General features: G+C 33.5%; 26 protein-coding genes, 3 pseudogenes and 2 other annotated features. Of the genes and pseudogenes, 4 read left to right on the top strand and 25 right to left on the bottom strand.

Annotation, left to right across the window (positions count from 1 at the left end):
• The first annotated feature begins 49 nt into the window (after positions 1-49).
• Positions 50-832, top strand: a complete 783-nt coding sequence (locus tag DW196_RS07370) for a PHP domain-containing protein (protein WP_118250800.1) — start codon at positions 50-52, stop codon at positions 830-832.
• Between the two features lie 132 nt (positions 833-964).
• Positions 965-1,915: an AEC family transporter gene (locus DW196_RS07365; RefSeq protein ID WP_158563546.1), complete on the top strand. Its 951-nt coding sequence runs from the start codon at positions 965-967 to the stop codon at positions 1,913-1,915.
• Between the two features lie 85 nt (positions 1,916-2,000).
• Here DW196_RS07365 and DW196_RS11765 read toward each other — a convergent pair.
• The 11 genes and pseudogenes from DW196_RS11765 to pepA all read right to left on the bottom strand — a co-directional run bounded on the left by DW196_RS11765 (position 2,001) and on the right by pepA (position 8,978).
• A pseudogene (locus DW196_RS11765) lies at positions 2,001-2,618 on the bottom strand (transposase).
• Positions 2,619-2,635: 17 nt separating this feature from the next.
• Entirely contained in the window at positions 2,636-3,280 is a 645-nt protein-coding gene (locus DW196_RS11760) for a transposase family protein (protein WP_370447147.1), read from the bottom strand.
• 176 nt (positions 3,281-3,456) lie between these two features.
• Positions 3,457-3,615: pseudogene (locus DW196_RS07355) on the bottom strand (transposase); the annotation flags it as partial.
• Between the two features lie 1,046 nt (positions 3,616-4,661).
• Positions 4,662-5,114: pseudogene (gene tnpA, locus DW196_RS07345) on the bottom strand (IS200/IS605 family transposase).
• Positions 5,115-5,301: 187 nt separating this feature from the next.
• Positions 5,302-5,619 carry a DUF1292 domain-containing protein gene (locus tag DW196_RS07340; RefSeq protein WP_118250798.1) on the bottom strand — a complete coding sequence of 106 codons (318 nt, stop codon included), beginning with the start codon at positions 5,617-5,619 and terminating at the stop codon, positions 5,302-5,304.
• 68 nt (positions 5,620-5,687) lie between these two features.
• Positions 5,688-6,107: a Holliday junction resolvase RuvX gene (ruvX, locus tag DW196_RS07335; RefSeq protein ID WP_079347260.1), complete on the bottom strand. Its 420-nt coding sequence runs from the start codon at positions 6,105-6,107 to the stop codon at positions 5,688-5,690.
• Positions 6,104-6,373, bottom strand: a complete 270-nt coding sequence (locus DW196_RS07330) for an IreB family regulatory phosphoprotein (protein WP_071456343.1) — start codon at positions 6,371-6,373, stop codon at positions 6,104-6,106. The genes ruvX and DW196_RS07330 overlap by 4 nt, the downstream gene beginning before the upstream one ends.
• 92 nt (positions 6,374-6,465) lie before the next feature.
• Positions 6,466-7,083, bottom strand: a complete 618-nt coding sequence (ytpR, locus tag DW196_RS07325; RefSeq protein WP_118250797.1) for a YtpR family tRNA-binding protein — start codon at positions 7,081-7,083, stop codon at positions 6,466-6,468.
• Positions 7,084-7,112: 29 nt separating this feature from the next.
• Positions 7,113-7,568 carry a universal stress protein gene (locus tag DW196_RS07320; protein ID WP_118250796.1) on the bottom strand — a complete coding sequence of 152 codons (456 nt, stop codon included), beginning with the start codon at positions 7,566-7,568 and terminating at the stop codon, positions 7,113-7,115.
• 14 nt (positions 7,569-7,582) lie between these two features.
• Positions 7,583-7,894 carry a thioredoxin family protein gene (locus DW196_RS07315; RefSeq protein ID WP_071456340.1) on the bottom strand — a complete coding sequence of 104 codons (312 nt, stop codon included), beginning with the start codon at positions 7,892-7,894 and terminating at the stop codon, positions 7,583-7,585.
• A gap of 7 nt (positions 7,895-7,901) precedes the next feature.
• Positions 7,902-8,978, bottom strand: coding sequence for a glutamyl aminopeptidase (pepA, locus tag DW196_RS07310; RefSeq protein WP_118250795.1), 1,077 nt, complete (start codon positions 8,976-8,978; stop codon positions 7,902-7,904).
• Positions 8,979-9,152: 174 nt separating this feature from the next.
• Between pepA and DW196_RS07305 the strand changes: the two genes are divergently transcribed.
• Complete coding sequence (locus DW196_RS07305; RefSeq protein ID WP_071456338.1) at positions 9,153-9,512, top strand: PepSY domain-containing protein; 360 nt, start codon at positions 9,153-9,155, stop codon at positions 9,510-9,512.
• 98 nt (positions 9,513-9,610) lie between these two features.
• Here the strand turns inward: DW196_RS07305 and DW196_RS07300 are convergent, their stop codons facing one another.
• The 12 genes from DW196_RS07300 to DW196_RS07250 all read right to left on the bottom strand — a co-directional run bounded on the left by DW196_RS07300 (position 9,611) and on the right by DW196_RS07250 (position 22,381).
• Positions 9,611-10,372, bottom strand: coding sequence for a (S)-acetoin forming diacetyl reductase (locus tag DW196_RS07300; RefSeq protein ID WP_118250794.1), 762 nt, complete (start codon positions 10,370-10,372; stop codon positions 9,611-9,613).
• A 224-nt stretch (positions 10,373-10,596) separates the two neighbouring features.
• Positions 10,597-13,299 carry a YhgE/Pip domain-containing protein gene (locus DW196_RS07295; RefSeq protein ID WP_118250793.1) on the bottom strand — a complete coding sequence of 901 codons (2,703 nt, stop codon included), beginning with the start codon at positions 13,297-13,299 and terminating at the stop codon, positions 10,597-10,599.
• On the bottom strand, positions 13,293-13,790 hold the full coding sequence (locus DW196_RS07290) for an Rrf2 family transcriptional regulator (RefSeq protein ID WP_071456335.1): 498 nt from the start codon (positions 13,788-13,790) through the stop codon (positions 13,293-13,295). The genes DW196_RS07295 and DW196_RS07290 overlap by 7 nt, the downstream gene beginning before the upstream one ends.
• 158 nt (positions 13,791-13,948) lie before the next feature.
• Complete coding sequence (locus DW196_RS07285; protein ID WP_118250792.1) at positions 13,949-14,632, bottom strand: metal-dependent hydrolase; 684 nt, start codon at positions 14,630-14,632, stop codon at positions 13,949-13,951.
• A 336-nt stretch (positions 14,633-14,968) separates the two neighbouring features.
• Complete coding sequence (locus tag DW196_RS07280; RefSeq protein WP_118250791.1) at positions 14,969-16,174, bottom strand: M20 family metallopeptidase; 1,206 nt, start codon at positions 16,172-16,174, stop codon at positions 14,969-14,971.
• Between the two features lie 24 nt (positions 16,175-16,198).
• Complete coding sequence (locus DW196_RS07275) at positions 16,199-17,047, bottom strand: MetQ/NlpA family ABC transporter substrate-binding protein (RefSeq protein WP_118250790.1); 849 nt, start codon at positions 17,045-17,047, stop codon at positions 16,199-16,201.
• Positions 17,048-17,068: 21 nt separating this feature from the next.
• Positions 17,069-17,749 carry a methionine ABC transporter permease gene (locus tag DW196_RS07270; RefSeq protein WP_071456326.1) on the bottom strand — a complete coding sequence of 227 codons (681 nt, stop codon included), beginning with the start codon at positions 17,747-17,749 and terminating at the stop codon, positions 17,069-17,071.
• Positions 17,733-18,812, bottom strand: coding sequence for a methionine ABC transporter ATP-binding protein (locus tag DW196_RS07265; RefSeq protein ID WP_071456325.1), 1,080 nt, complete (start codon positions 18,810-18,812; stop codon positions 17,733-17,735). Before DW196_RS07265 ends, DW196_RS07270 begins: the two co-directional genes overlap by 17 nt.
• A gap of 65 nt (positions 18,813-18,877) precedes the next feature.
• Positions 18,878-19,118, bottom strand: a binding site (T-box leader).
• 37 nt (positions 19,119-19,155) lie between these two features.
• Positions 19,156-19,388, bottom strand: a binding site (T-box leader).
• A gap of 70 nt (positions 19,389-19,458) precedes the next feature.
• Entirely contained in the window at positions 19,459-20,469 is a 1,011-nt protein-coding gene (locus DW196_RS07260; protein ID WP_118250789.1) for a branched-chain amino acid aminotransferase, read from the bottom strand.
• Between the two features lie 128 nt (positions 20,470-20,597).
• Positions 20,598-21,296 (bottom strand): MFS transporter, encoded by a 699-nt coding sequence (locus DW196_RS11480; RefSeq protein ID WP_199566564.1) that lies wholly within the window; start codon positions 21,294-21,296, stop codon positions 20,598-20,600.
• Complete coding sequence (locus tag DW196_RS11475; protein WP_199566563.1) at positions 21,269-21,763, bottom strand: MFS transporter; 495 nt, start codon at positions 21,761-21,763, stop codon at positions 21,269-21,271. The genes DW196_RS11480 and DW196_RS11475 overlap by 28 nt, the downstream gene beginning before the upstream one ends.
• A gap of 63 nt (positions 21,764-21,826) precedes the next feature.
• Positions 21,827-22,381 carry a helix-turn-helix domain-containing protein gene (locus DW196_RS07250; protein ID WP_158563545.1) on the bottom strand — a complete coding sequence of 185 codons (555 nt, stop codon included), beginning with the start codon at positions 22,379-22,381 and terminating at the stop codon, positions 21,827-21,829.
• Positions 22,382-22,573: 192 nt separating this feature from the next.
• On the opposite strand from DW196_RS07250, the gene DW196_RS07245 reads away from it, so the two are divergent.
• Entirely contained in the window at positions 22,574-23,992 is a 1,419-nt protein-coding gene (locus DW196_RS07245; protein ID WP_118250787.1) for an MFS transporter, read from the top strand.
• Between the two features lie 45 nt (positions 23,993-24,037).
• Here DW196_RS07245 and truA read toward each other — a convergent pair whose 3' ends face one another.
• Positions 24,038-24,775: a tRNA pseudouridine(38-40) synthase TruA gene (gene truA / locus DW196_RS07240; RefSeq protein ID WP_118250786.1), complete on the bottom strand. Its 738-nt coding sequence runs from the start codon at positions 24,773-24,775 to the stop codon at positions 24,038-24,040.
• A gap of 433 nt (positions 24,776-25,208) precedes the next feature.
• Complete coding sequence (locus DW196_RS07230; RefSeq protein WP_118250785.1) at positions 25,209-26,201, bottom strand: LacI family DNA-binding transcriptional regulator; 993 nt, start codon at positions 26,199-26,201, stop codon at positions 25,209-25,211.
• Positions 26,202-26,274 lie beyond the last annotated feature (73 nt).

Below are 26,274 nucleotides of genomic sequence, written 5' to 3'. Positions count from 1 at the left end.
GAATCCAATTTTAAAGCTTTTTTATAAATACAGACTATGGAGGCTTTTTATGAACTACTACGATCAACACTTGCACACACACCATTTGTTTGATTCAAACGAAACTTTTGAAAACTATTTAAAAACTTATTCTCCTACTTACTTCGTTTCGACAGAACATTTAGATTTTGATAATCCATATGTCAAAGGTGCTGATAGCATCCCGGAATTCGAGGCATATAAAAAGGAGATTGAGTCATTAGATAAAAAACATGAGACAACGTTACTTAAAGGAATTGAAGTAGGTTATGTTGACTATCAGCATGATAGAATTACTTCTTTTTTAAATGAAAAGGACTATGATATTATTTTACTTAGCATTCATCAAAATGGCAGATTTGATTATATGGATGATGATGTTCTAGCACTAGAGGTTGTCGATTTAATTGATGATTATTATTCTCGTATGTTAGATGCCGTGAAAAAAGCAGATTTCGCTAACGTGTTAACCCATTTTGATTACGGAATGAGACGATTAGACTTATCTGTTGATGAATTTAAAAAATATGCTGAACCGTATTTGATTGATATTTTTAAAACAATCATTGAGAAAGATATGGCATTTGAATTAAATGCTAAAAGTTTTATCAAATATGGAAATAAAGCGCTGTATGAATATGCCATCCCTTTATACATTTCATTAGGTGGAAAGTTGTTTACACTAGGGTCTGATGCTCATGTTGCTGAAGATTACGAACTTGGGTTTGAAGAGATGGGTTCCTTACTAAAGAAACACGGTATAAATGAGTTAGCTATTTACCAAAAACAAGAATTAACTAATGTTGAATTATAAAAGAGCAGAGTTTCCCTCCTCTTTTATAATTAAAACCACACACAAAATATATAGAAATTTCTTATAATATTAATCAATGTGTTTCATCTCTAAGTTAAACTATTAATTGACTATCGTAAGGAGATGACTTCTATGTTAACAAGCTATTCAACGATTCTTGTTTTGTTTATTATTATTGCACTGGGTTATATATTGGCGAAAAGAGGTATTTTCACAAATGACGTCAGTTCTGCCCTTTCATTCTTTGTGATTAACTTTGCCCTACCTTTAGAAATATTCCTTCGAATTATGCGTGATTTTAACAAACAAAAACTAGAAAACTTATTTAAAGAATCTTTTTTTCCAATCCTCGTTATTTGTTTCGTGCTTCTCATTGGTTACTTTAGTTCCTCACTTTTTAAAGTATCTAAAGAACAAAAAGGAGCGTTCACCTTATGCTTTGCTTCACCAAGTGCCGCTTTTATTGGGATGCCGATTATTTTAGGTCTATATGGTGATAAAGGACTTCCTTATGCTTTACTCGTTTATGTGGTGACTAGTTTATCTACATGGACAATCGGTATTACTCTTCTCAACCGAGATAGTGAACTGAGCACTCATACACACACACCGTTTGATTTATCACGAACTATCAAAGAATTACTTAGTCCACCAATTGTTGCATTTATCATCGCTAGTTTACTCGTTGTGCTAAATATCCCTCTACCTTTTTTTGTTAAATCATTATTTGGCTATATCGGAAATACCACATCAGCTTTAGCCATGCTGTTTATTGGAACAACCATTTTTCGCACTGGAATTAAAAATCTGACGTTTTCAAAAGAAGTATTGGGGATTCTTTTTGGTAGATTTTTCATTACACCTTTAATCGTTCTTTTATTCGCTCATCTATTTCATATTTCAAATACTATGGGCGCTATATGTTTACTTCAATTTAGTATTCCTGTTTCGAATACAGTAGCCATCCTAGCTGGCGAAAAACATGTAGATGTTGGTTTTACGGATTCTTCATTAACCTACTCATTGTTAGCCTATCTTTTTCTTTTCCCTATTCTGATGAAACTTGTTACAGTCTTTTTTTAAATAGCTCTTTGTCAAATAGGACTGATGAGTTAAATTTACAAGATGATGAATTTGAGAGTAATCTCATATTTATCATCTTTTTTTGTTATTTAATTTTTATTAGGACGTTTATCAAGAAAATTCTTATTCTCATATTACTAAATGATTTGAATCCATATGACACTCGTTTAAGTGTTTTTATATGGGTGTTTTTGGCGTCAATTTTCCCATTGGAAAAATCATAAATAAGAGCATTGCGAATGCCTTCTTCATAAACAAGTAAGTTTTCTAGTTTGTCTTTAAATTGTCTATCTAAGTTAGTAGGCAAGTTTTTCAACAAGTCAAAAAATGATGAAGCTTCTTTATTTCTAAAATGATACGTTAGTAGTTGGAAAGTATCATAAGCCTCTTTTAGATTAGAAGAGAATTAGAGTAGTCGATCAATCATCATTGATTCTGTTAAAAGTGGATACTTAGGAGAAGGGACCTTCTCCAGGTTTTGAAATCAGAAATAGAAATAGTTAGTTGATTTTTTTTTAATTTCCAATTTGCTTTTAGTTTATTCGCTTCTGACTTTTTTATTTTGACTACTCAAGACCTTCATTTCTCGCACCCTAAATTCATTAAAAGCAGTGTTTAGATGCTTTATAACATGGAATCGATCAATGATGATATCAGCAGTTGGAAAGACGTTTTTAGTTAATTGAAAATAGGTAGCATTCATATCAGTCACTAAGAATTTTACTTTAATCGTACTTCCAATGGCGTACGATTAAAGTAAACAGTCAGTTTATTTAATTTTCTACTAGGTAGTATGTCAATTAATTCTCCTGTTTTTCTATCAGCACAAATAAAACTCATTTTATCTTCTCTATTAGTATGTGATCCAAATTCATCTACCATTAAAACTTCGGGAAAACAACGAGGTTTTAGTTGATGTGGTAGTTGGGCTTCAACAGACTTAAGTAGTCTTGAAACAGTCGGTAATGAGACTTGGAATACTTTAGCAATCAATGTCATAGAGATTTTTTCAGTTAATAGTTCTAATATTTTTAAAGTGGTAAATTTACTAATATGACAGTTTTTATCAACAATAGAGCATTGAGCGGTCCAATTGTGGCAACAGTTTTTACAATAAAAACGTTGTTTTTTTAGCTTTAAAAGAGTCGGTAAGTTTTGGTAAGGCAATAGACGAATAGTGACTTCTTTTTTCCCATTCTTCACAATATTAGTGTTTCCTTCTTTATCAATAACAGAGGAACGACACTTCTTACAAGCCGAAGGTACAGGAGAATAAGTACCTCTGATAACTAACGTGTTAACTCCATTAATATTAGCTTCCTCTGTACTAGTTAACTCCAAGTTATTATCTGTTATTCTTAGCATTTTTTAAAATGACTATTCATGACATGTCGCCCTTTCTATCTAATATTTTTGTTTGGTACTTAAATTTTACTAGATAGACGACATGTTTTTAAATAAAACAAACTATATAGGATTGATAAATCAGATTTTGATTCATCAGTCCTTTAAATTATAGAGCCGAAATTTCTCTCGCTTTTTTATTTAACCTGAAAAACTTGATTTTGAATCAAAAAGATACGTCGTTTGAATAGTAGAAAGTTTCGATAGCCATAGGCCACACGTTTAATCACTTTAATTTTATTGTTAATGCCTTCTAAGAAAACATTTGAATAGGAGTATTTAAAGACATTCATGACTTATTAGGAGAACTTACCAAATATCTTGAATTTATCTCTAAAATACTTTGGTAAAACAGGTATCTATGAACATCACTCTAAAAATAAGACATAATCGTTGGTTCTATAAGTATACTTCAATTCTTGAATAAAGGACGATAATAAGAGTGTTTATAGTTTCATTCAGAATTTTCCTTTAAAAGGTGTTTCCAATAACGCTTTAACCTTCAATACAGCTTTTTTTCTTCTTGATTTTGGCGTTTGGAAAGACTATTTTTAACAGTTGACTGTAACTTAGCTTCATGCTCATGACCAAAAATTTTACTTTTAAACGTGCTTTTCTGGAATACTTCATAAAGTAAGAACTAACTTTTGTAATCTTTTATCAGGTAAGATATCGATTATTTTTTAGATGTCGCATCAGCACAAATAAAGCTCCTTCCAACACGACAATCAAAAGTAGAGCTAAACTCATCTACACAAGAGCCGTGGGCGAGAAGTTAAAATTCGGTTGCTAATTATTAGTAAATGATACTAACACACGTTTAACAGTATTTTCAGAAACACAGCGGCATTTTGCGATTTTTTTACGTGATCGATTCTCTTTTAAGTCAAATGTAATTTGGTATTTAAGTTTTTTAGAAATGTGACAATAGTCGTCTACTAGAGAATTAGATGCACTAAAAGTTGATCCACAGTTTCTACAAAGGTAACGTTCTCTGTGAAGTTTTAGATAAATTGGCGACGTTCAAATTCAGGCAATTGACTAATGGTTTGATACATTCCGTTTTTTATAGATTGATAAAATATACATTTTTGCATTCTTTATCTTTATTCACTAATCATCATGTTAACTGAGCGGTTGTTTCTCGATTCGTGAGACAATTAATCCTCATTAAAAATAAAAGAATCATCTGTTAAATTGAGTAGTTTTCTTGTATTATTCATAGGGATATTGTCCTTTGTAATGTTAGTTATGGATGACTTAATTTTACCAATAAGAATGTCCCTTTTTCTATGCCTAAAGTAACTATCCACCCGTGAAAACGGGTAGATTTTTCATAGCACTAGAAGAGCTCACTACCCGCATACCCTCTAAAGAGGGCTTTTAAAAGACTGCCAACCGCTTCTTGTTTTCGAATATATTTTTGTATTTTCTTTTGATTTAAACCTACTGTGCTAACATAATAGCTTCTCGACCGAAAACTTCTATTTTCATATTTATATTTCGAATTTCCATTTTACTCGTGAATTAGCATAGCACTCCTTCCTTTTAGAAATCCCATAAATCCTGAAACTGATTCCTTTGGTGGAATACTTACTAACATATGAACATGATCTTTACATGCGTTAGCTTCTATTATTTCAACGCCTTTTCTCTCACATAACAGTCTCATAATTTCTCCGATACTCTGTTTGTATTTTCAATAAATAATTTATCGTCTGTATTTAGGTGCAAAAACGATATAATACTGACATTTCCATGTTGTGAGTAATAAACTTTGATTGCCCTTTTTCATAAGGAACCTACTATATGATTGATAAATTGTGGACGGGAAACCTAATCTATCTTATCATTTTAGGAGTATTTTTTAATACCATGCTAAAAACTCTCTAGAACCACCCGTATAGCAGGTGGTTTTCAAAACATATAATAAAAAAGCTAAACCCAATCATATCAAGGGTTTAGCTCTTATTTTAAGATGTTTAATCTTCTTCGGCTTCGAAGGCATTGAAGACTTCTTCAATCATATCCCATTCAGCTTCTGTTTCAACTTCCATTAGACGGCCTTCTGCTTCATTATCAGCTTGTTCATAAGCATATGCTAATAACTCAACTTCTTCGCCTTCTGGTGTACTTGCATCATATAATAATACGTACTCTTTACCAAATTGTTCTTTTCCATCAATTGTTAAATGAATACGGAATAGTACCTCATTACCTTCATCATCAATTAATGTAATTAAATCATCTGCATCATGTACATGATCGTGATCATGGTTATGTTCATGTTTGTCTGTCATTTTATATTCCTCTTTTCTATTTAACTTTGCTTCTCTTTTATTATACAAAAAAAAAGATAAAAAGGCTATTAAACCTTTTTATCCAAATAATTTTGAAGAATCATCACAGCAGCTAATTTATCAATCACTTTTTTACGTTTCGCTCGAGACGTATTGGCTTGTTCGACTAGCATTCTCTCAGCTGCGACTGTTGACAATCGCTCGTCTTGATAAACGACTGGTAAATTAAAGGTTTCTTTTAATAAATCACCATAAGCCATCGCTGCTTCTGCTCTTGGTCCAATGGTATTGTTCATGTTTTTAGGTAAGCCAACAACAAATTCCTCGACTTCATATTGTTTGACTAACTCCGCAACACGCTCAATCCCAAATTCGCCTTCATCTTCATTAATTTTTATAATTTCTAACCCTTGGGCTGTCCAACCTAATAGGTCACTTACTGCAACACCAACAGTTCTAGATCCTACATCTAATCCCATTTTTCTCATAATAGATTGATTCCATTATGCACTAAATAGTTTTTTACCAATTCTTCCATAATTTCGTCTCTTTCATGACGACGAATTAAATTACGAGCATCCTGATAACGTGGAATATAGGCTGGGTCTCCTGATAATAAGTAACCAACAATTTGATTGATTGGGTTATAACCTTTTTCTTTCAATGCCATATAGACAATCGCTAACGTTTCACTTACTTCACGTTTATTATTATCCCCAAAATCAAATTGGACTGTTTCATCAATAAAACTCATTGCAATTCCCCCCTTTAATATGTCTCATGTGTTATTTTAACTCATACTAATTCAAACAACAATTATTAACTCAAAATTTTACAAACAATTAACTATTGAGGTAAATTAAAACGTTCCCCTACTTCATAGCTATCATCTAATTCTAAAATTCCTTTTTCTTTAGGCGCATCTGGTAAATGTAATTCTTTTGCTGAACATACCATACCAAAACTTTCCACACCTCGTAATTCTCCTGGCCAAATAATTAATCCTTCTGGCATCATGGCACCAACTTTTGCTACAACTACTTTTAAGCCAGCTTTAATATTTGGTGCACCACATACAATTTGTAAATGCTCACCATTATCAACTTCAATATCATTGACTGTTAAGTGGTCAGAATCTTCATGTGGTGTACATGTGTGAACATATCCTACAACAAATTTTGGCGAATTATCTACTTCAAACTCATGAGCAAATCCCGCCTCTTTTAATGCCAAGTTCAGTTCAGTAATTTGTGATGGTGATAACTCGATTTGGCCATTTCCATTTAAATTTGTAATATGATGTGATGCTTCAAAAATATTCCATCCAAGAATTTGTTCTGTTTCTTTGTCGACTATACAAGCAACGTTTCCTTGTTTAATAACTGAAACCTCTTTATTTTTCCCTTGAGCTGTCACAATGATTAATGTATCACCTACAGCTTTTAAATTATAACTAACAATCATTAATTTTTTCCTCACCATTCATTTCGTTTTTATTCTGGTCGAACAACTAACACATCACACGGTGCTGTACGAATGATATGATCACTCACACTTCCCATAACCAATCGTTCCACTGCGTTAAGTCCTGACTGCCCAACCATAATTAAATCTGTGTTGTATTTCTCTGGTAATTCTGTCGCCATCATGACTTTAGGAGACCCAAATTCTAATGTTACTTTCACACGATTATACCCTAAATCTTTGGCTATTTTTTTATAGCTTTCAAGCAACTCTTTGGCTTGATTTGTTTCTTCTTGGACAATATCTGGAGAAAAAGTAGAGAATGCCATCGTTCCACCATATAATTTATTTTCAATAATGTGAGCAACGACAATTTCTGCATTGTTTCGTTTTGCCACGGATACAGCTTTTTCAAACGCTTGTTGCGCTTGTTCACTACCATCTGTTCCGACTAAAATTGAACGATATTCTTGTGCTTCTAACATACTATCTCCTCCTTTTATAATTCACTGATAAACGTCATAATTTCTTCTTTCGTTTTACGGTTTTTGCTAACAAAACGACCTAGTTCTTTACCGTCTTCGATTGCCACAAAACTTGGAATACCTAATATTCCCCATTTTTGGCAAATATCGATAAACACATCTCTATCCACTTGAACGAACGTGTATTCAGGAAAACTTGCTTCAATTTCTGGCATGTCTGGTTTAATAAAGACACAATCACCACACCAATCAGCTGTAAAAAATAGCATGGTTTTTCCTTCTTCAAGTGGTTTAGCTAATTCTTCATACGTTGTTGGGATTAACATATCTTCACTACTTTCCGTATATTATTGTATCAACTTCTGTTTTATCTAATGTTGTGATTAATTTCAAGACCATTTCTCTTGCAGCTTCATAGTCTTTGATACTAAACATTGTTTGATGAGTATGGATATAACGACCTGGCACACCAATTACCGCACTTGGAACCCCGTCATTGACTAAGTGTGCTGCACCTGCGTCTGTTCCACCTTTTGAAACAAAGTATTGATATGGAATGTTATTATCTTCTGCTAATTCAAGGATGTATTCACGCATACGACCTAACATAATCATTCCTGGATCAAATATTCTTAATAAGAATCCTTCATCTAATTGACCGTTTGCATCTTTTTTACCTGACATATCATCAGCTGGTGAACAATCCACTGCAAAGAATAAATCAGGGTTAAATTTGTGAGTCGATACTTTTGCTCCACGTAACCCAACTTCTTCTTGCACGTTTGCTCCTGCAATTAAGGTATTTGGTAATTCTTGACCATATAATTCTTCTAAAACATCTAACACCAGTGTACAACCATAGCGATTATCCCACGCTTTTGAAATGAGTCGTTTACCGTTTGCTGTTTTAATTGTTTCAGCTTGAGGAACAATCCCGTCTCCTGGACGTACGCCAAATTCTTCTGCTTCTTCTTTTGATACAAATCCTGCATCAAATAAAATATCCGCAACATCTATTCCCTTTTGCTTATTTGCTCCTCTTAATAAATGAGGTGGAACTGATGTCGAAATAATTGGGTAGTCACCTTTTTTTGTTTGTAAAGTAAAACGTTGTGCCGATACAGTGTAAGGATTCCATCCACCTAAAGGAACGACTCTAAATAACCCATTTTCTAAAATTTGACTCACCATAAAACCAACTTCATCCATGTGAGACGCTAACATGATACGGGGTGCTTCGTTTGATTTGTTTTTACGAATACCAAACACACCACCTAATCCATCATATTCCACTTTATCAACAAAAGGTGTCATCTCTTTAGCCATAACACGTCGCATGTTATCTTCAAGACCACTGACACTTTGAATTTCCGTTAATGTTTTTATACGATTAAATAATTTATCATCCATGATTATCTACTAATTAAATAATTAGTAGTTCACCTCTCTTTCTTCTTCACTTAATTATAACATAATGACCGCATACGCAAAAACCTATCACTTAATTCTTGCTTCTTTTTTTCTTCCTATTTGATTCATTTATGCTACAATAAGAACATCAGTATTACCATAGGAGGTAACGACATGTTTCATAAAAAACAAAAAACAAAAGAAGTTTATCATTATGGCTTAACAACTGGTTTAGGTATTGGTTTAGCATTAGGTGCCGTTGCTGGTGCTTTAGTCACAAAATGGTACAACGACAACAAAGTGCTTTCAGCAGATGATATCTTAGAACAAGTAAAATCTGATTTTCTACAAGATGGACCAATTGAAGGATCTTGGATTCACTTTAAAAAAGAACCTTTAGATAAGTTTGCTATTAAAACAGATGTCTATACAGGTGGTATTTCTCGTATTGAAGAAGGACAACTTGTCCAATATGAATTTACAGCAGATGCTCATACTGGTTCAATTATTGATATCCATAAAATTGAAAATTAATAGATAAAAGAGTGTTGACTATCTAATCAGCACTCTTTTTTTGCAATAAAAAACTCCCTCAGCATTTCTTCTAAGAGAGTTTAATTTATAAGTAACTATTAATGGAATTGCATTCCACCATCTACAATAATTGTTTGACCAGTAATGTAATTTGAGTCTGGTCCTGCAAGGAATGATACCACACTTGCTACTTCTTCTGGTTCAGATAAACGTTTCATTGCAATGTCTTTAGCAAAAGTTTGCATTCCCCATTCATCATCTTTTCCTGCATTTTTACCAACTTGATGAGCAATGTCATACATCATAGGTGTTTTAACAATCCCTGGTGCATAAGCATTTACTGTGATTCCTTCTTCAGCTAAATCACGTGCCGCGATTTGAGTCATTCCGCGAACCGCAAATTTTGATGAACTATAAAGCATTAAATTAGGGTTTCCTACAACACCAGCTTGAGACGTTGCGTTAATTACTTTACCACCATGACCAAATTTACGGAACACTTCTGTTGCGATTTGAGTTCCCCATAAAACTCCACCAACATTAATGTCATAGACTTTTTTGAAAAGTTCTGGAGTAATTGTTTCGATTGGTGTTGTTGGTGCGATACCTGCATTGTTTACCATAACATGTAAGTCACCAAATTTTTCAACAATCGCGTTAACAGCTGAGATTACTTGTTCTCTATCTGATACATCTGCTGTAGTAGCAAACGCGTTTTCACCTAGTTTTTCAACCGCTTGTTGTGCCATCTCTTCGTTATAATCGATAATCCCTACTTTAAAGCCATCCTCATATAATCGTTTTGCAATGGCAAAACCAATCCCTTGACCTGCACCTGTAACTACTGCAACTTTACTCATCTTTCTTTCCCCTTTTTTGATTGTCATTACGGCAATCCTTATTTTTTCTTGTTTAGTATACTGCTACTATTAATTTGTTGCAAATTACTTTTTATTGTTATTTAATTTATTGATAAATACCCACATTTTATGCTTTGTTAACCTTTTCTTAAATACATTATTGTTTTATTTATAACAAAAAAGAACCTAGAGTTATTCTAGATTCTTTTTTATATAATTTAATGTTAATGAAGAATTCGTCCTTCTTTAAGGTTATCTCCAACTTTTTTAAATAGTTTTTCAGCACGAGGATATAAAATATATCCGGCTACGAAAAAGCCAATAGTAATACTTACTAATATAGTAATAGCTGTGAGTGCTGATGGCCAGTAGATACCTCCCACAGACTCTCTTAGTAAATTCACAGCATATGTAAATGGAATATAAGGATTAATTGCTCTAAAGAATGGACCGGACATTTCAATTGGGAAGTTTCCTCCACCTGCTGAAATAGAAAGAACCAAGATAATAATGGCAATTCCTTTACCAAGATTATCAAATAAAGCAACTAGCACATACACCATCATCATAAAGGCCAAATCAATAATTAAAGCAAATATCACATTCCAAACTGGATTTTTTGTGTATGTTCCTAAAAGTAATTGGTTCCCAACTGTTACAATCAATGCTTGGAAGAATCCAACTACAAGGAATGTTCCCATACGAGCTAAGAACTGTTGACGTTTTGAATATTTTCCAACTTGTTCTTCTTCTAAATGGAATTTAGTTGATGCAATACTTGAGAATAATACTGCCCCAACCCATAAACAAAGAGCTGTATAGAATGGTGTACTCGCTGAACCATAATTAGGAACAGGGTATACATCTTTTGTTTTTAGTTTAACAGGACTTGAAATAAATTTACTTTCGGCATTGGCATCACCTTTTAGATACTTCAATGCTTCATCTAAATCAATGTCTTTTTCACCTTTTCTGATGGCATTGGCTGCTTTTTGAACGCCTTCTTTAATATTTGGCCAATCTTCTTTAATCATGACTTCAGCTGCATTTAATGCTGTCTCTAACTTAGGTGCTTTTTCATTTGCCTTAGCCATCGCTTCTTTTACGTCGTCTTCAATACCTGGTAAGTCATTTTTAATAAATAATGTTGCCTTGTTCATTTTACTTTGTACAACGGGAAAATCGTTTCTAAAGAAATCCGCCCCTTGGTTAATACCATTAATAATTAAATTCATATTGCCATTTAACATCACATTAGCTGTATGAATTTCATCTCGAATCGCTGGCATCTCTTTTTGATAATCTTTTAAGAATCCTATCGCTTCATTAATAATACCTGTTGTATTTGTTAATAAACTATCCAACGTTTTCATTGTATTGTTATCAATAATTGTACCAGTAATATTCCCAGCGGATGTTAACATGTGTTGAACATTTTTTAATGTTTGATCAACTTGTGCTTCAATTTCTTGCGGGTTAATTGATACAACAATCTGATTTAATGTATTGCTGATTTCAGTTAGTTTTGCTTGTAATTTAGCTGGTGCGTCTGCGTAGCTTTCCCAATTATCTAAAATAGATTGAACGTTTGATTGAGCGTGACTCACATGATTTTCTAAATCAGCTAATTGCGCCAATGCATTAGAAAAATCAGGTGCATTTGGTAAGGTTGATAATTGAGTCAATGTCTCTTTTAATGACTGAATAATTTGTAGTTGTGTGCTTAATTGTTTATCCAACTTTACAAGTTGATCATGAATTTGCGCTGTGTGTGTTGCAGTATCTAACGCAGCAATATCAGCTGCTAATTTAGCTGATACTTTAGATAGGGTATCTAACACTTCCAATCCTTGTGTCAATCCTTCTGTTACAGTTGGTAATACTTCAGCAATTTCAGTCAATTGTTTTTGTAAATCTGGAATCATACCATCAGCTGTGTTAATCAACTCCGTCACGTCTGGCAATACTTTTTGTGCTGTAGCAATCACTTCTAGCCCTTTTGTTGCTTCATTAATGGCATCATCCATCATCTTCACAATTTTATCCATATCATTGTCAGCTTTGTTTAACTGAGTTCCGGCATTTTTTATTTTTGGAATATTTCCTTGAACGTCATAAACAAGTTGCCCATACTGTGCAATTTCTGGTAATTTACCATTTAATGCCACCACTTTGTCCGTTGTTTTATTTAATTCAGGAATATAATCAACAAACTCATTTGCCATATCAAGTTTTCGTTTAAATTCTGGCATTTTAGCTTGTAGTTGTAGCACTTCTTTTGTATAGCCATCAATTTCATCAATATTTTCATCCACCGTTAAAATTTTAGATGTAATTTTTCTAATAGAAGGCAAGTTTGCATCAAGATTAAATCCAATTTCATTAAATACTTCTAGCAATGTTTTACTCGCTGTTTCAATAAACTCTTTTGAAATTGTATCTTGAATGGTTCCTGCACCTTTATCAGAAATTTTTGGTGCAATGGCATTAATTTTTTGGTTCACTTGATACTCGATCTCAGGATAATCAATTTCACCTTTTGTAAAACTTAATAAATTTTCAGTGAAGTTCTTCGGTAAATAAATTCCTGCATAATACTTACCAGTTTTCACTTTATCATCAAGCTCTTGCTTTGATGACACAAATTGCCATCCAATTGTTTTATTATCTTTTAAATTTTCAACTATCTCTTCACCAATATTTATTTTTTTACCTTTCAAATCAACCGTTTGATCGTCTGAATAGATACCAATTTTGATACCACCAGTATTTGAATAAGGATCCCATAAAGCTGCAATGTTAAACCATGCATATAGCGATGGGATAATCATTAATGCAATTATCAAAACAAACGTCAGCTTGTTATGAAAAATCCTTTTCCAATCTAGTACAAATAAATCCCATACATTTTTTATTCTATTTAACATTGAACTGACCCCTCATCCTCTATAAAATCATTCCAATTTCGATGTGGTATTTCGCCATATTCTCGAAATACATCAGATAATATATCTTTGACTGTTATTCTTCCTAATTCTTCATTCCATTTTCTATCTGCTTTTGCAAAACAATCTGCTATCTGTTTATCACCTGTTTGAGCTATTTCAGTAAAATCACTGAACGCTCTCTCCAAAACACCTATCTTGGGAAATGAATGAAATGGCTCTTCTATTGCTTCGACAATATTTAATAACGTAATTTCTGATAAATCTTTTTTTATATAAAATCCACCGTTATTGCCAGAAACACCTTCTATTATATTCGATACCACGAGTTTTCTTAGTAGCTTTCTAATATATGAAGAAGAAACAGATAATTTCTGATAAATTGCTATTGATGACACAGGAACATCTTTTTCCTGAGTTGACAATAATGCCATAATCGCCAAAGCTTGTTCCGTTGCATTGGTTAGCTTCAAGGTATATCACTTCCTCTCATTTCTTACATTTGGCTATTATAGACTTTTTTTGTCCACAATGCAACGGGAAAGTTTTCGTTATTTATGTTTCGTAAAAAAAGTTACATTTACAGTACTAAAAAAGAACAGCTTTATAGAAAACTGTTCTAATATCGTTTTTAATATTCAATAAATTCTCCTGGTTGAAGCACTTTTCCCTTATCTTTAGGTAACGAATTAACAAAGTATTTTGGGTCTTGTTCTATAACTGGAAACGTATTGTAATGAATTGGGATATTAACATTGGCATTGATTATTTTAGCTGCCTTCACTGCATCTTTTATTCCCATCGTAAAGTTGCCACCAATCGGTAAAAACGCTACATCGATTTGAAAATCATCAGCTAACAATGATAAATCACTATAAAAGGCCGTATCTCCAGCATGATAGATCGTTGTGCCATCAATCTCAAATACAAATCCGGCAGGCTCACCCATATAAATCATCTCACCATTAAACTCATAGCCAGAACTATGTTGTGCAAATACCATTTTTACTTGCCCAAATGGAAAGTTAAAACTTCCACCGATATTCATGTTGTGTACATTTTCTATTCCCTGACTCGTCGCAAAATGACATACTTCAGGAATTGCCACAACTTGGGCTTTCGTTTTTTTAGCTAAATATACCATATCACCTATGTGATCTGCATGACCATGAGTTATAAAAATATAATCTACTTCTACGTCATCTAGTACTAAATCTGTCAAATCATTTCCAGTGATAAATGGATCAACTATTAATCGCGTGCCGTCATTTGTTTCTATACTAATTACCGAGTGACCATGATATCCTATTTTCATCTTTATGACCTCCTAATTGATTCAATAGTTCAATTATACCTTAATAGTCCTTAATAGTCCTTAATAACTCAAAAAACTGAATGATTTTCATCATCCAGTTTTTTGTCGACTTGTTGATTAGAAGAAAATTAACAAAAAACAACTAGGGGATAGTGTTTTCTATAGTTAAAGAAGTCAGGTTGTTCTATTTCCTTGACAAGTCATTTAACTATTAACATACCAATTATAAGCCGATTGTAATAACACCATCTTTAGTGACAATTACTACACTCTTACTATACAACGCTAGTGTAAAGTCTCTATCGTAACTTTGTAAATTGTTTGTAAATTAACTCTTTAGTTCCCTTTTATTTTTTGTTCTTTGTGTTCTTCTTTTATTTTATTTAGTAACTCTTCATCTAATAATAAATCCAGTGCTGTTTCAGCTAATAACTCTGCTGCAATTCCTATAGAATCTAATCCCTTTTCACTTTTAGCTGCTTCTCTAAATTCTTCAGAGTGACCTGCAATGTATTCATTAGATATAGAGACAGTTGGTTGAATCGTTGGAATAACTTGGCTCACATTCCCAACATCTGAAGAACCAAGATTCTGCCTTTCACCACTATATACTTCTTCTTCTGGAATACCAATTTTTTCAAAATGACTAACAAATACCTCATCAAATGCTGGTGTCACAATGATGTCATCTACCCCATTTTGAAACAAACCAAATTTATAATCAGTACCTGTTGCAAGTGCTGCACCCTTAATCACATTCTCAACTTTTTTGTAAACATCGTCTAAAGTGGCTCTGTTAGAAGCTCTTAAGTAAAATCGACCCGAAGCATACTCTGGTACAACATTTGCAGCCACGCCACCATTTGTGATAATACCATGGATGTTCACATCCTTTGGTAAATGAAGTCTTAATGCATTGATACCATTAAATACTTGAATTAAGGCTTCTAATGCATTCACCCCTTTATCAGGAGCAGCTGCAGCATGTGAGGCAATCCCGAAAAACTCAACATCTACTGGATCGTTGGCTAATCCTAATGCTGTTTTTCCATATTTATGCGCTGGATGAACACAAAGAGCTGCATCAACATCATCAAAAAATCCTTCCCTTACAAAACTACCTTTAGCTGACCCATTTTCCCCACCTTCTTCACCAGGTGTTCCATATACTCTTATTTCTCCACCAACTTCATCTACCACTTGTTTTAACGCACTAGCAGCTAGCGCGGAATAATTTCCAAATAGATTGTGCCCACAAGCATGACCAATACCAGGTAAAGCATCGTACTCTGCTAAAAATGCTAATGTTGGACCATCTTTTTTAGATTTATAACGTGCATCAAATCCCGTATGATGTCCTGCCACATCTTTTGTTACATCAAATCCTTCTTTTTTTAATTGATTGATTAATACATCTGATGAGTAAACTTCATAGTTACTGACTTCCGGATGAGCGTGTATGTCTAATGCTAGATCTTTATATATAGGTAATTGTTTTTTAATATAATTTTTTATAATTGCTGATTGTTCTGCTCTTGTCATAGTCCTTTTCTCCTTTAAGTATCTTTATTTTTTACCAAATGTATCCCAAGCTGGAATACTTGAGCCTTTAGATGTTTCTTCAATCACTTTTTTCGTATCTTCTGTTTGATAAGCATCTACTATTTTTTGGTATGTTTCATTATCTTCGTCTTCTTTTCTTGCCACAATAATATTGACATATGGTTTTGATGTATCGTCTACTGGTTCTAAGAATATCGCATCTTTCGTTGGATTGTACCCAGCATCTACTGCCACACCACTATTGATAATAGCTGCTGCAACATCTTGTAAAGAACGAGGTGTTTGAGAAGCATCTAATTCTTCAATTTTTAAATTCAATTTATTCTCTGTAATATCACTCACTGTTGGTGATTGTTTTTTGGCTGGATCAACTTTGATTAACCCTGCTGTTTGAAGAAGTAATAACGCACGTCCCCCATTTGTTACATCATTTGGAATAGAGATTGTATCTCCATCTTTTAGTTCTTTAACATCTTTAATTTTTTCTGAATAGATTCCTAAAGGTGCATTCACTGTATTACCAATTGATACTAAATCTGTCCCATGTTCTTTATTAAAGTTATCTAAAAAGATTTGATGTTGGAATGAGTTTAAATCAATATCACCACTATCTAAAGCGACGTTTGGTTGACTGTAATCAGTAAATTTTACATATTCTAAATTAATGCCTTCATCTTTTAATCTCTTTTGTACATTATCCCAAACATCTGTGTCTGATCCGACAACACCTAATTTCACTGTCTCTTCTTTTCCGTCTGTTGACTTAGATGTTGCCCCTTTATTCCCTGAACCACACCCTGTAATAACTAATAATACTGCAACTGCTACGATATATCCGACAAATTTTTTCATATTTCATTCTCCTTTTGATTGTTAATGGCTTATTTTTTTTATGATAAAGTTACTAATTCCCTGACAAATAAATACAATTAATAAAATAATAATCAATGATGCCCAAGTGACATCACTTTGAAATCTATTATGACCTCTTGATATGGCTAGATTTCCTAACCCTCCAGCCCCAACTGCTCCCGCCATCGCTGTTAACCCAATCACATTGATGATCGTGAGAGCTGAAACTCTGACAATGCCTGGTAAGCCTTCTTTTAAATACACTCTAAAAATAATTCCTAAAGGACTTGTTCCCATTGCTTCAGCCGCCTCAATAACTCCCGGGTCAACTTCGAGTAACGCGACTTCAATCTGTCTTGCAAAAAATGGGACAACTCCTGCAACAAGTGGTACAAGTGCTGCTGTTGCGCCAATTGTTGTTCCTGCAATGACACGTGTCACAACATTTAATAAAGCCAGTAAGATGATAAATGGTATAGAACGAACCACATTCACAATTTTATCTAATAGGTGATACAAATATTTTTGTTCTAATAATCCACCTGGTCGAGTGACGACTAAAACAACACCAAATACCAAACCAAATATTCCCGCAATAATGGCTGTCCAAAACGACATGTATAATGTTTCTATAGTCGCTTGCTTAAATTCATCTGGAATTTGACTCACATTTGGTAGATACTTTTCAATTAACCCTTGCATAATGATTCACTCCTTCCACTTCAACTGGCTCATCTGCTTTAACTATTGTAATTTTCACGCCTTCAGCAATAAGATACGCTACTGCTTCTTGTCGTTTATCAATGTCACCTGACAAACTGACCACTAAGCTTCCCAATGGAACATCTTGAATAATTTCAACATTTCCATAAAGAATATTGGCTGATACTTGGAAACGACTGTACAGTTGTGAAATTAATGCTTCATTGGTTTGACTTCCTATATAAGATAATTCAATTAGCCAAACATCGTTGGATGAATCAATAAATGATTTACTATTCAATATCGTTTCTAGGGCTTGATCAATATGTGAAGCTGTTCGAATAAATGTCTGAGTCAATTCTTTTTCCGCTTGGCTGAATAACGTGACACTGTCTCCTTTTTCAACAATCTCGCCATTTTCCATTACTGCGACTTTATTACATATTTCTTTAACCACTTGCATTTCGTGGGTAATAAGTACAATGGTTAAATTTAACCGTTTATTCAATTCTTTTAATAGGGATAAAATCTGTAATGTTGTTTTTGGATCAAGAGCACTTGTTGCTTCATCACATAAAAGAATTTCTGGGTCATTTACTAAAGCTCTTGCAATAGCAACACGTTGTTTTTGACCTCCTGACAATTGGCTTGGATACGCGTCATGTTTATCAGATAAACCAACTAATTCTAATAATTCTGTTACTTTTTCTTTTCTCTCTTGTTTTGATTTTCCTGAATACTTTAGCGAAAAATCAACATTATCAAAAATAGTACGACTTGCCATTAGATTAAAATGTTGGAAAATCATCCCAATGGACTGTCTCTTCCTTCTTAAATCTTTTCCCTTTAAATTCGTGATATTTTCTCCTTTTATAATGACCTCACCTGATGTCGGTCGTTGTAATAAATTAATCACTCTCACTAACGTACTTTTTCCTGCACCAGAAAAACCGACAATGCCATAGATATCGCCTTTATCTATAGTTAGATTAACATCTTTGACAGCATTAATTTGTCTGTCTGGTTGATGGAATGTTACTGATATATCTTTCAACTCAATCATTTTATTTCCTCCAAATTCATTTATAAAAAAACATCCTCAAGAAAACAAACCCTGTCATTTGTTTTCTTGAGGACGCTTGTGCGTGTTACCACCTCTAATTTGACTAATTCTCACAAATTAATCCTTATCAAGTACTATCATACTCTAGCAAGTTAACGGTTGCGCTCGTTGCATTCTTACAATGTTTTGCTCGAATCCAAATTACTCAATGGCCATTTTCAGTTACATCATTTTTCCTCTTCTCAGCTAATCGAGGTTCTCTGTAAAAAATAAAAATCAACCTACTTACCATATCATCGTATGTCTATAAAAATAAAAAAGCCCCTTTACATAGTGAACTATGTAAAAGGACGAGTTATCGTGTTACCACCTTAGTTTAGAAGAATTTATTCTTCCCTTAGCCCGACAAAAAATCTATCGGCGTTTCTTTTAACGGTGAAACAATCTCCGAGAATACCTACTTATCGATATCCTTTCCTCATAGGCCATTTTCTACTTATCTGAACTTAACTCTTTTCACCAACCAGAGTCTCTCTAAAAAGCATCAAAGTATACTTTCCTAATCAACAGAACGTTATTTATCTATGGTTATAAATTTACATGATTTAACTCATGATGTCAACACTATTTTTTAATCTTTTTCTAATTATACTTTTGTAATCCATCCTTCTGGTGCGTCAATATCTCCAAATTGGATTCCTACTAATTCATCATATAACTTTTTAGTTACTGGACCAACTTCTGTTTCAGAATAAAACACATGGAAGTCATCTCCAACTTGTATACCGCCTATTGGTGAGATAACTGCTGCTGTTCCACAAGCTCCTGCTTCTTTAAAGTTATCTAAATCTTTGAGATATACATCTCCCTCACTCGTCTTTAAACCCAATCTTTCTTTTGCAAGGTACAATAAAGAATACTTTGTAATACTTGGTAAGATAGATGGAGAGTATGGTGTGACAAACTCATCATCTTTTGTTATACCAAAGAAGTTTGCTGAACCAACTTCTTCGATTTTTGTATGCGTTGCTGGATCAAGATAAATACAATCTGAAAAGTTTCGCTCTTTTGCGATTTTCCCTGGGTATAAACTCGCTGCGTAATTTCCCCCAACTTTTACTGCCCCTGTCCCTTGAGGTGCCGCTCTATCATAATCAGAAATGATAAAGTTTGTCGGTTTTAGTCCTCCCTTAAAGTAAGGTCCTACTGGCATACAAAATACCGTGAACAAATACTCAGGTGCAGGGCCCACGCCAATATAATCACCTGTCCCAATTAATAATGGTCGCAAATAAAGTGTCGCTCCACTATCATATGGTGGACAAAACTCTTCATTAGCTTTCACTACTTGTTTTACAGCATCGATAAACATCTCTTCTGGTACTTCAGGCATCATCAAACGTCTTGCACTAACCTGCATTCGTTTGGCATTCTCATCTACTCTGAATAAATTAATTGAGCTGTCTTTACAACGATAAGCTTTTAATCCTTCAAAACACTGTTGTCCATAATGAAGTGCGGTTGAGCCTTCACTAATATGTAACATATTATCCTCAGTTAACTCTCCCTTAGACCACTCGCCGTCTTTCCAATATGAAATATATCTAAATGGTGTTTTGATATAATCGAACCCTAAATTATTCCAATCTAATGCCATACAACACACTCCTCTTCTCATTTTTTTCTAATTTTACCACATCTTACTGTCTATCACTATCCTTTTTGAATTATTTATATATAAACAATTTTGAAAACAGATTATCAAACATATCAATATAAAACGTATTATTTAATCGCTCTATTTTTTGCTGAATTTAACCCAACAAATAATAATAAGACTGTCATGACTAACAAAATAATGAGAGACGTTTTCCATGTATTCGTAACATCATGTAAAAAACCAAATAAAAAGGGGCCAGTTGCAGCTAGTAAATAACCGACAGATTGAGCCATACCTGATAATTCAGCAGCTTGTTTGGCACTCGTTGTTCGTAAATTGAAAAACATCATAGATAAACTAAATGCTATCCCTCCAGCGACACCGATCCCCATAATTGAAAACGTCGCAATCGTCATATTATTTCCCATAAACCCTACAATACCTGAAGCAAATAATAAAAAGGCTACCCACACAAAACTTTTTTGATTCGGCCTTTTTTCGGCAATAATTGGCACATTAAAGGTGACTGGTAATAGTGTCATTTGTAATAATGACAACATTCCACCAGCTTGTGCAGTTGATAATCCTTTATCTACTAACATTTCTGGCATCCAAGCGACTAATACGTAAAAAATAAATGATTGAATTCCCATAAACAATGTTACTGACCAAGCTAATGATGATGTCCAAATAGATGAATTTTCTTCTGGTTTTATTTCAGTGACATCTTTATCGGGACGCTTTAATTGAGGAAGCCAAAAAATAAATGCTATAAGTGCTAATACTGACGACACTCCTAAAGCAACGTTCCAATCAAGACCCACTTTTTTACTAATGGGATACTAATACCAGATGCAATCGCTCTTGTTAAATTCATACTAACTGAATAAATTCCTGTTACTAAGCCACTTTTATCAGGAAACTCTTTTTTAACAATCCCTGGAATCAATACATTACAAATCGCAATAGCAGCACCAAGTAAAGTTGTTCCTAAAAATAAAAATACTAATTGAGGTATTGCTTTTAGAAACATCCCTACAATCAATACCATCAACGTACCAAAAATAGTTCGCTCAATCGTCCATTTATTGGCTAATTTTGGTGCTATCGGTGAAATAATAGCAAAAGCCATTAGTGGTATCGTCGTAATCAACTCAGCTTGCCCACCTGATAAGGATAATTTTTCTGAAATAATGCCGACTAAAGGACCGACTGAAGTGATAGGCGATCGTAAATTCATCGCCACAAATATTATCCCCAACAACAACGCACTATTTATCTTTCTCTCCATCATGGTTCTCCTTAAACCAAAAAAGTATATTATAATATATAAACATATATCATAATATACTTTTTAATATTTCACAACAATGTTCAGTAGTACATCGTCATCTGTGTCATTAATGTATTCATGAATCATACCTGAACGAAAATTAATCGTATCAAACGCTTCTAAATGATACATTTTCCCTTCAACTTTTATGGAGATTTTTCCTTTCATAACTGTTAACACTTCGACTGAATCTTGTGGTTGATGTTGTGCTGTATTTACTGAATGAGCTTTTAAACATACTCTGAATACTTCGATATTATCCTCTTGAAACAGTAGTTGAACTAACCAACCTTTCGTCAAATCACTCATAAAATATGTGCTACTATCTTTTGAAACAGTATTCGTTAATGTAGAGTAACCTATCAACTGAGATAGCGTGATATTTAGTACTCGAGATAATTTCCATAAAATATTAATGGTTGGATTTGTACGTCCGTTTTCAATATTTCCAATTGATAGCACACTGACGCCGGATTTTTTTGATAATTGTTCCATCGTTAAGCCTGACTCTTTTCTCACTTTTCGAATATATTCACCTAATTGATGAACCACTTCTTTTTCATTACCCTCTACCAATAGCAATTCCTCCTACTTATATGATCTTACTTTTTAGTTTATCATAAACTAAAAAGTTCTGTTTAAATAAAATATTCCCCCAAAAATAAAAGTTTGTAGTAAGATAGTTAAGTGGATAATGAATGTGTTTAATTGTTGTCACAAATCAGTTTAAAAAGAACGACTATTTTATATTTATCGGAGGAATAATTTATGGATACAACAAATCAAACACTAAATAAAAATAGATGGCTAGTATTAGTCGCTATTGGTTTATTTACCTTTATGTCAACACTTGACGGAAGTATTGTCAATATTGCATTACCTGTCATGTCAAAAGACATGCGGATTCCTATGAACCAAACAGAATGGATTGTTTCAATTTATTTAATGACCGTCTGTGCGTGCCTTCCCTTATTCGGGAAAATTGGGGATAGTATAGGGAAAATCAAAATTTTCCGTATCGGGACATTAACTTTTGTTATAGGATCATTACTCTGTGGTGTCACACATACATTTGAGTTATTACTGTTCTCTCGTATTATTCAAGCAATTGGAGCAAGCATGACCATGTCAACAAACACTGGCATCATTACAGAAGTTTTTCCTATCAGCGAGCGTGGTCGTGCATTGGGAATGATTGGGGCTTTTGTTTCACTTGGGTCTATTATGGGGCCAGGATTAGGTGGTGTCATTTTAGCTAAATTCACCTGGGAATATATTTTTCTAATTAATGTTCCTGTCGGGCTGCTTACGATTATTCTTGGACAAAAAGTATTACCAAAAGACTCAACTAAATCAGGGAATCCAATTGATTTTCTTGGATTCTTATTATTTGCCACAACCATTCTCACGTTATTTGGTGGAATTTTTATTGGGCAAGAACTTGGTTATGTCCATACTCTGCCAATCATTTTAATCATCATCGCACTCATGTCAATGATTCTTTTCTACCGTGTCGAAATAAACAGAGATAACCCTTTAATCCAGTTTTCATTATTCAAAAATAAAGTATTCACTCTAAGTTTATTGACAGCATCGATGATATTTGTCACAAACTTTTTCACTAATGTTGTGATTCCATTTTATTTACAAAATACACGAGGTTATTCTGCAAGTTTCTCAGGGCTACTTATGATGGTTATTCCTTTTACCATGATAGTTGGTTCACCTGTAAGTGGATATATCACGGATAAAGTTGGTGCCAAGTTATTAACCTTTGTTGGACTTATCTTAATCACTATATCGCAAGTCCTTTATTTAGTATTAGGACAACAGACATCGCTTATCTTTTTTGTTTTTGCATCTATCTTTGTCGGATTAGGTAATGCTTTATTCCAAGCACCTAACAATACACTCGTCATGAGTAACGTCGAGAAAAAAGATTTAGGGGTCGCTGGTAGTTTAAACTCACTGGCTAGAAACCTAGGTATGGTTATTGGGATATCTCTTTCCACCACTGTCTTATATGCAGCCATGAGTCATAATTATGGACAAAAAGTCACTACCTATATTTCTGGTCGTCCAGATGTCTTTATTTATGGCATGCATGCTGTTTACATGACCTCTTTTGTAATTTGTTTAATTGCAACCATTTTGACTGGTATTCGATTTTTCAAAAAAATTAACTAAAAAGACGTATCTATGCTAGTCATAGTTACGCCTTTTTTCATTTATTTAATAAAATACTTCATCTAAGAATAGTCCTTGTGCTGGAACCGTGTCTCCAGCGTTACTTCTGATTTTCGTATCAAATACTTGGTCAATATCCTCTAATGACATTTTTCCTGTTCCCACATCCAGTAACGTGCCCATCATAATACGAACCATCTTATGTAAAAAACCATCTCCAACAAAGGTAAAATGAAGAATAGCGCCTTCTTGTTTAACAGATAATTCAGTAATCGTGCGTGTCGTTGATTTTTTCGTTTTCTTTAATGCTGAAAATCCACGGAAATCGTGTGTGCCTGTTAATTTCTCACAAGCTAATTCAACTTTTTCCATGTCTAACTTTTCAGGAACATGCATACTATAGTTTTTATAGAAAGCTGACGGAATACGCTGATTCCAAACATAGTAACTATATTGTTTTCCTTTCGCATTATATCTTGAATGAAATCTTTCAGGCATCTCTTCAAGTTGTGTTACAACAATATCTTGAGGCAAATATTGGTGAAAGAAATCCAACATATCATCTAATGATAAATCAGATTCTGTTTTAAAGTTTGCTACCTGCCCTTTTGCGTGTGTCCCAGCATCTGTTCTACCAGACCCGACAATTTCAAGTTTTTCACCGGTCATTTGATGAATAATATTTTCTATTTTCCCTTGAATTGTTTTGTCTGAATCACCTAATCGTTGCCAACCTTGGTATCTTTTTCCATCATACTCTATTGTCATCTTTATATTTCTCATGATTATTTATTAATCTCCTTTATAACTGTCATACCTTGTCTATCATGACACAATTTCACTCATTATAAAAGAGCATTTAATTTAGTTTTATAAGTCTCTATATCGTCATTTGTTAATTTAAGAGGAAAATCGGATTGTCTTTCCCTCAATAATTTTATAAACCAATCTGTCACTTGTTGAAAATCATAAAGAGACATTTTAAATTTCAGTTCATTTAATAGAGCGGTCCAAAAATTTTTTATTACGCTCTGAAGCATGGCTATACATCGTTTTAGGCTCAATTTTTTATCTTGTTTCAACCATAATTGATATTGCCACTTCTCTTATCATACCACCAGTGATTGTAGTCCTTATACTGCCTCCAGTGATTATTTCTACTGCATTTTTTACAGCTTTACGCTTTTTAAATGCAAAATAAAAAGACATCCCTCTATTAATGAATGTCTTTTTTTGACGTCTTACCTTCCCATAGCGTAACTGGTAAAATGTATTCATGTTCTGTTTCTTTTTTGTTGATTCGTTTCATTAATATACTGATAGCCATCTCTGCCATCTCATCAATCGGTTGCACAATTGTTGTTAAATCCGGCAAAATACTACGAGTCATAATCGTTCCATCATAACCAACTAATAATAAATCCTCTGGTACACGAATCCCTTTTTCTTTTGCTATTTGTAAAATCAGTGCCGCATCCATATCATTCGAGGCAAATATTCCATCAACATCAGGATATGTTTCAAATAATTGATAAAAAATACCTTTTTTCTCTTGATACGATATATTAAAATCAACTGTTACTGTTTGTGGTGACAATCCATGTGCTGTCATTGTATCCTCATAAGCCTCCCGACGTCTTTTAGCTGGCGTTTCTAATTCAACAGGACCATTAGTATGAATGATATGTTTAGCTCCTTGTTCTATTAAAACTGTTGTTGCTAATTTTCCACCTTGATAATTATCAGACTCAATCACAGGAATATCTTCATTCATCACACGATCTATCGCAACAATCGGTAAGTTTTGGTATTTGTATTCTTGAATACCTTGATTATGCGTTCCAACAATCAAGCCATCTACTTGCTCTGATAATAATTGATTCAAATAATCAGACTCTTTTTTGGTATTATTCATTGAGTTACCTATCAAAACTTTGTACCCATCTTCATACAACTTTTTCTCAAGTGCTTCAACTAATTCACCAAAGAATGGATTGGCAACAGTTGGAAAGACTAGTCCAATAATATTTGTTTTTTTATTATACAATTGTCTTGCCACAACGTTTGGCTGATAATTTAATTCCTCCATAGCCTCGTGCACTCTATCAATGGTTTTCTGGCTTAAATACCCTCTATTATTTAATACCCTTGATACAGTAGTTTTTGATACATTTGCTCTTTTGGCTACATCTTCTAACTTTGGTCTCATAAAACTACCCCTCATCATTATTCTCTGTCTAGAATAGCATAAAAAAGGCCTTTATAACAATTCATTATAAAAG

Origin of the sequence: Vagococcus sp. AM17-17, assembly GCF_003471765.1 — a bacterium.
Taxonomy (GTDB): Bacteria; Bacillota; Bacilli; order Lactobacillales; family Vagococcaceae; genus Vagococcus; species Vagococcus teuberi.
This window is presented reverse-complemented; position numbering and strand designations above follow the sequence as displayed.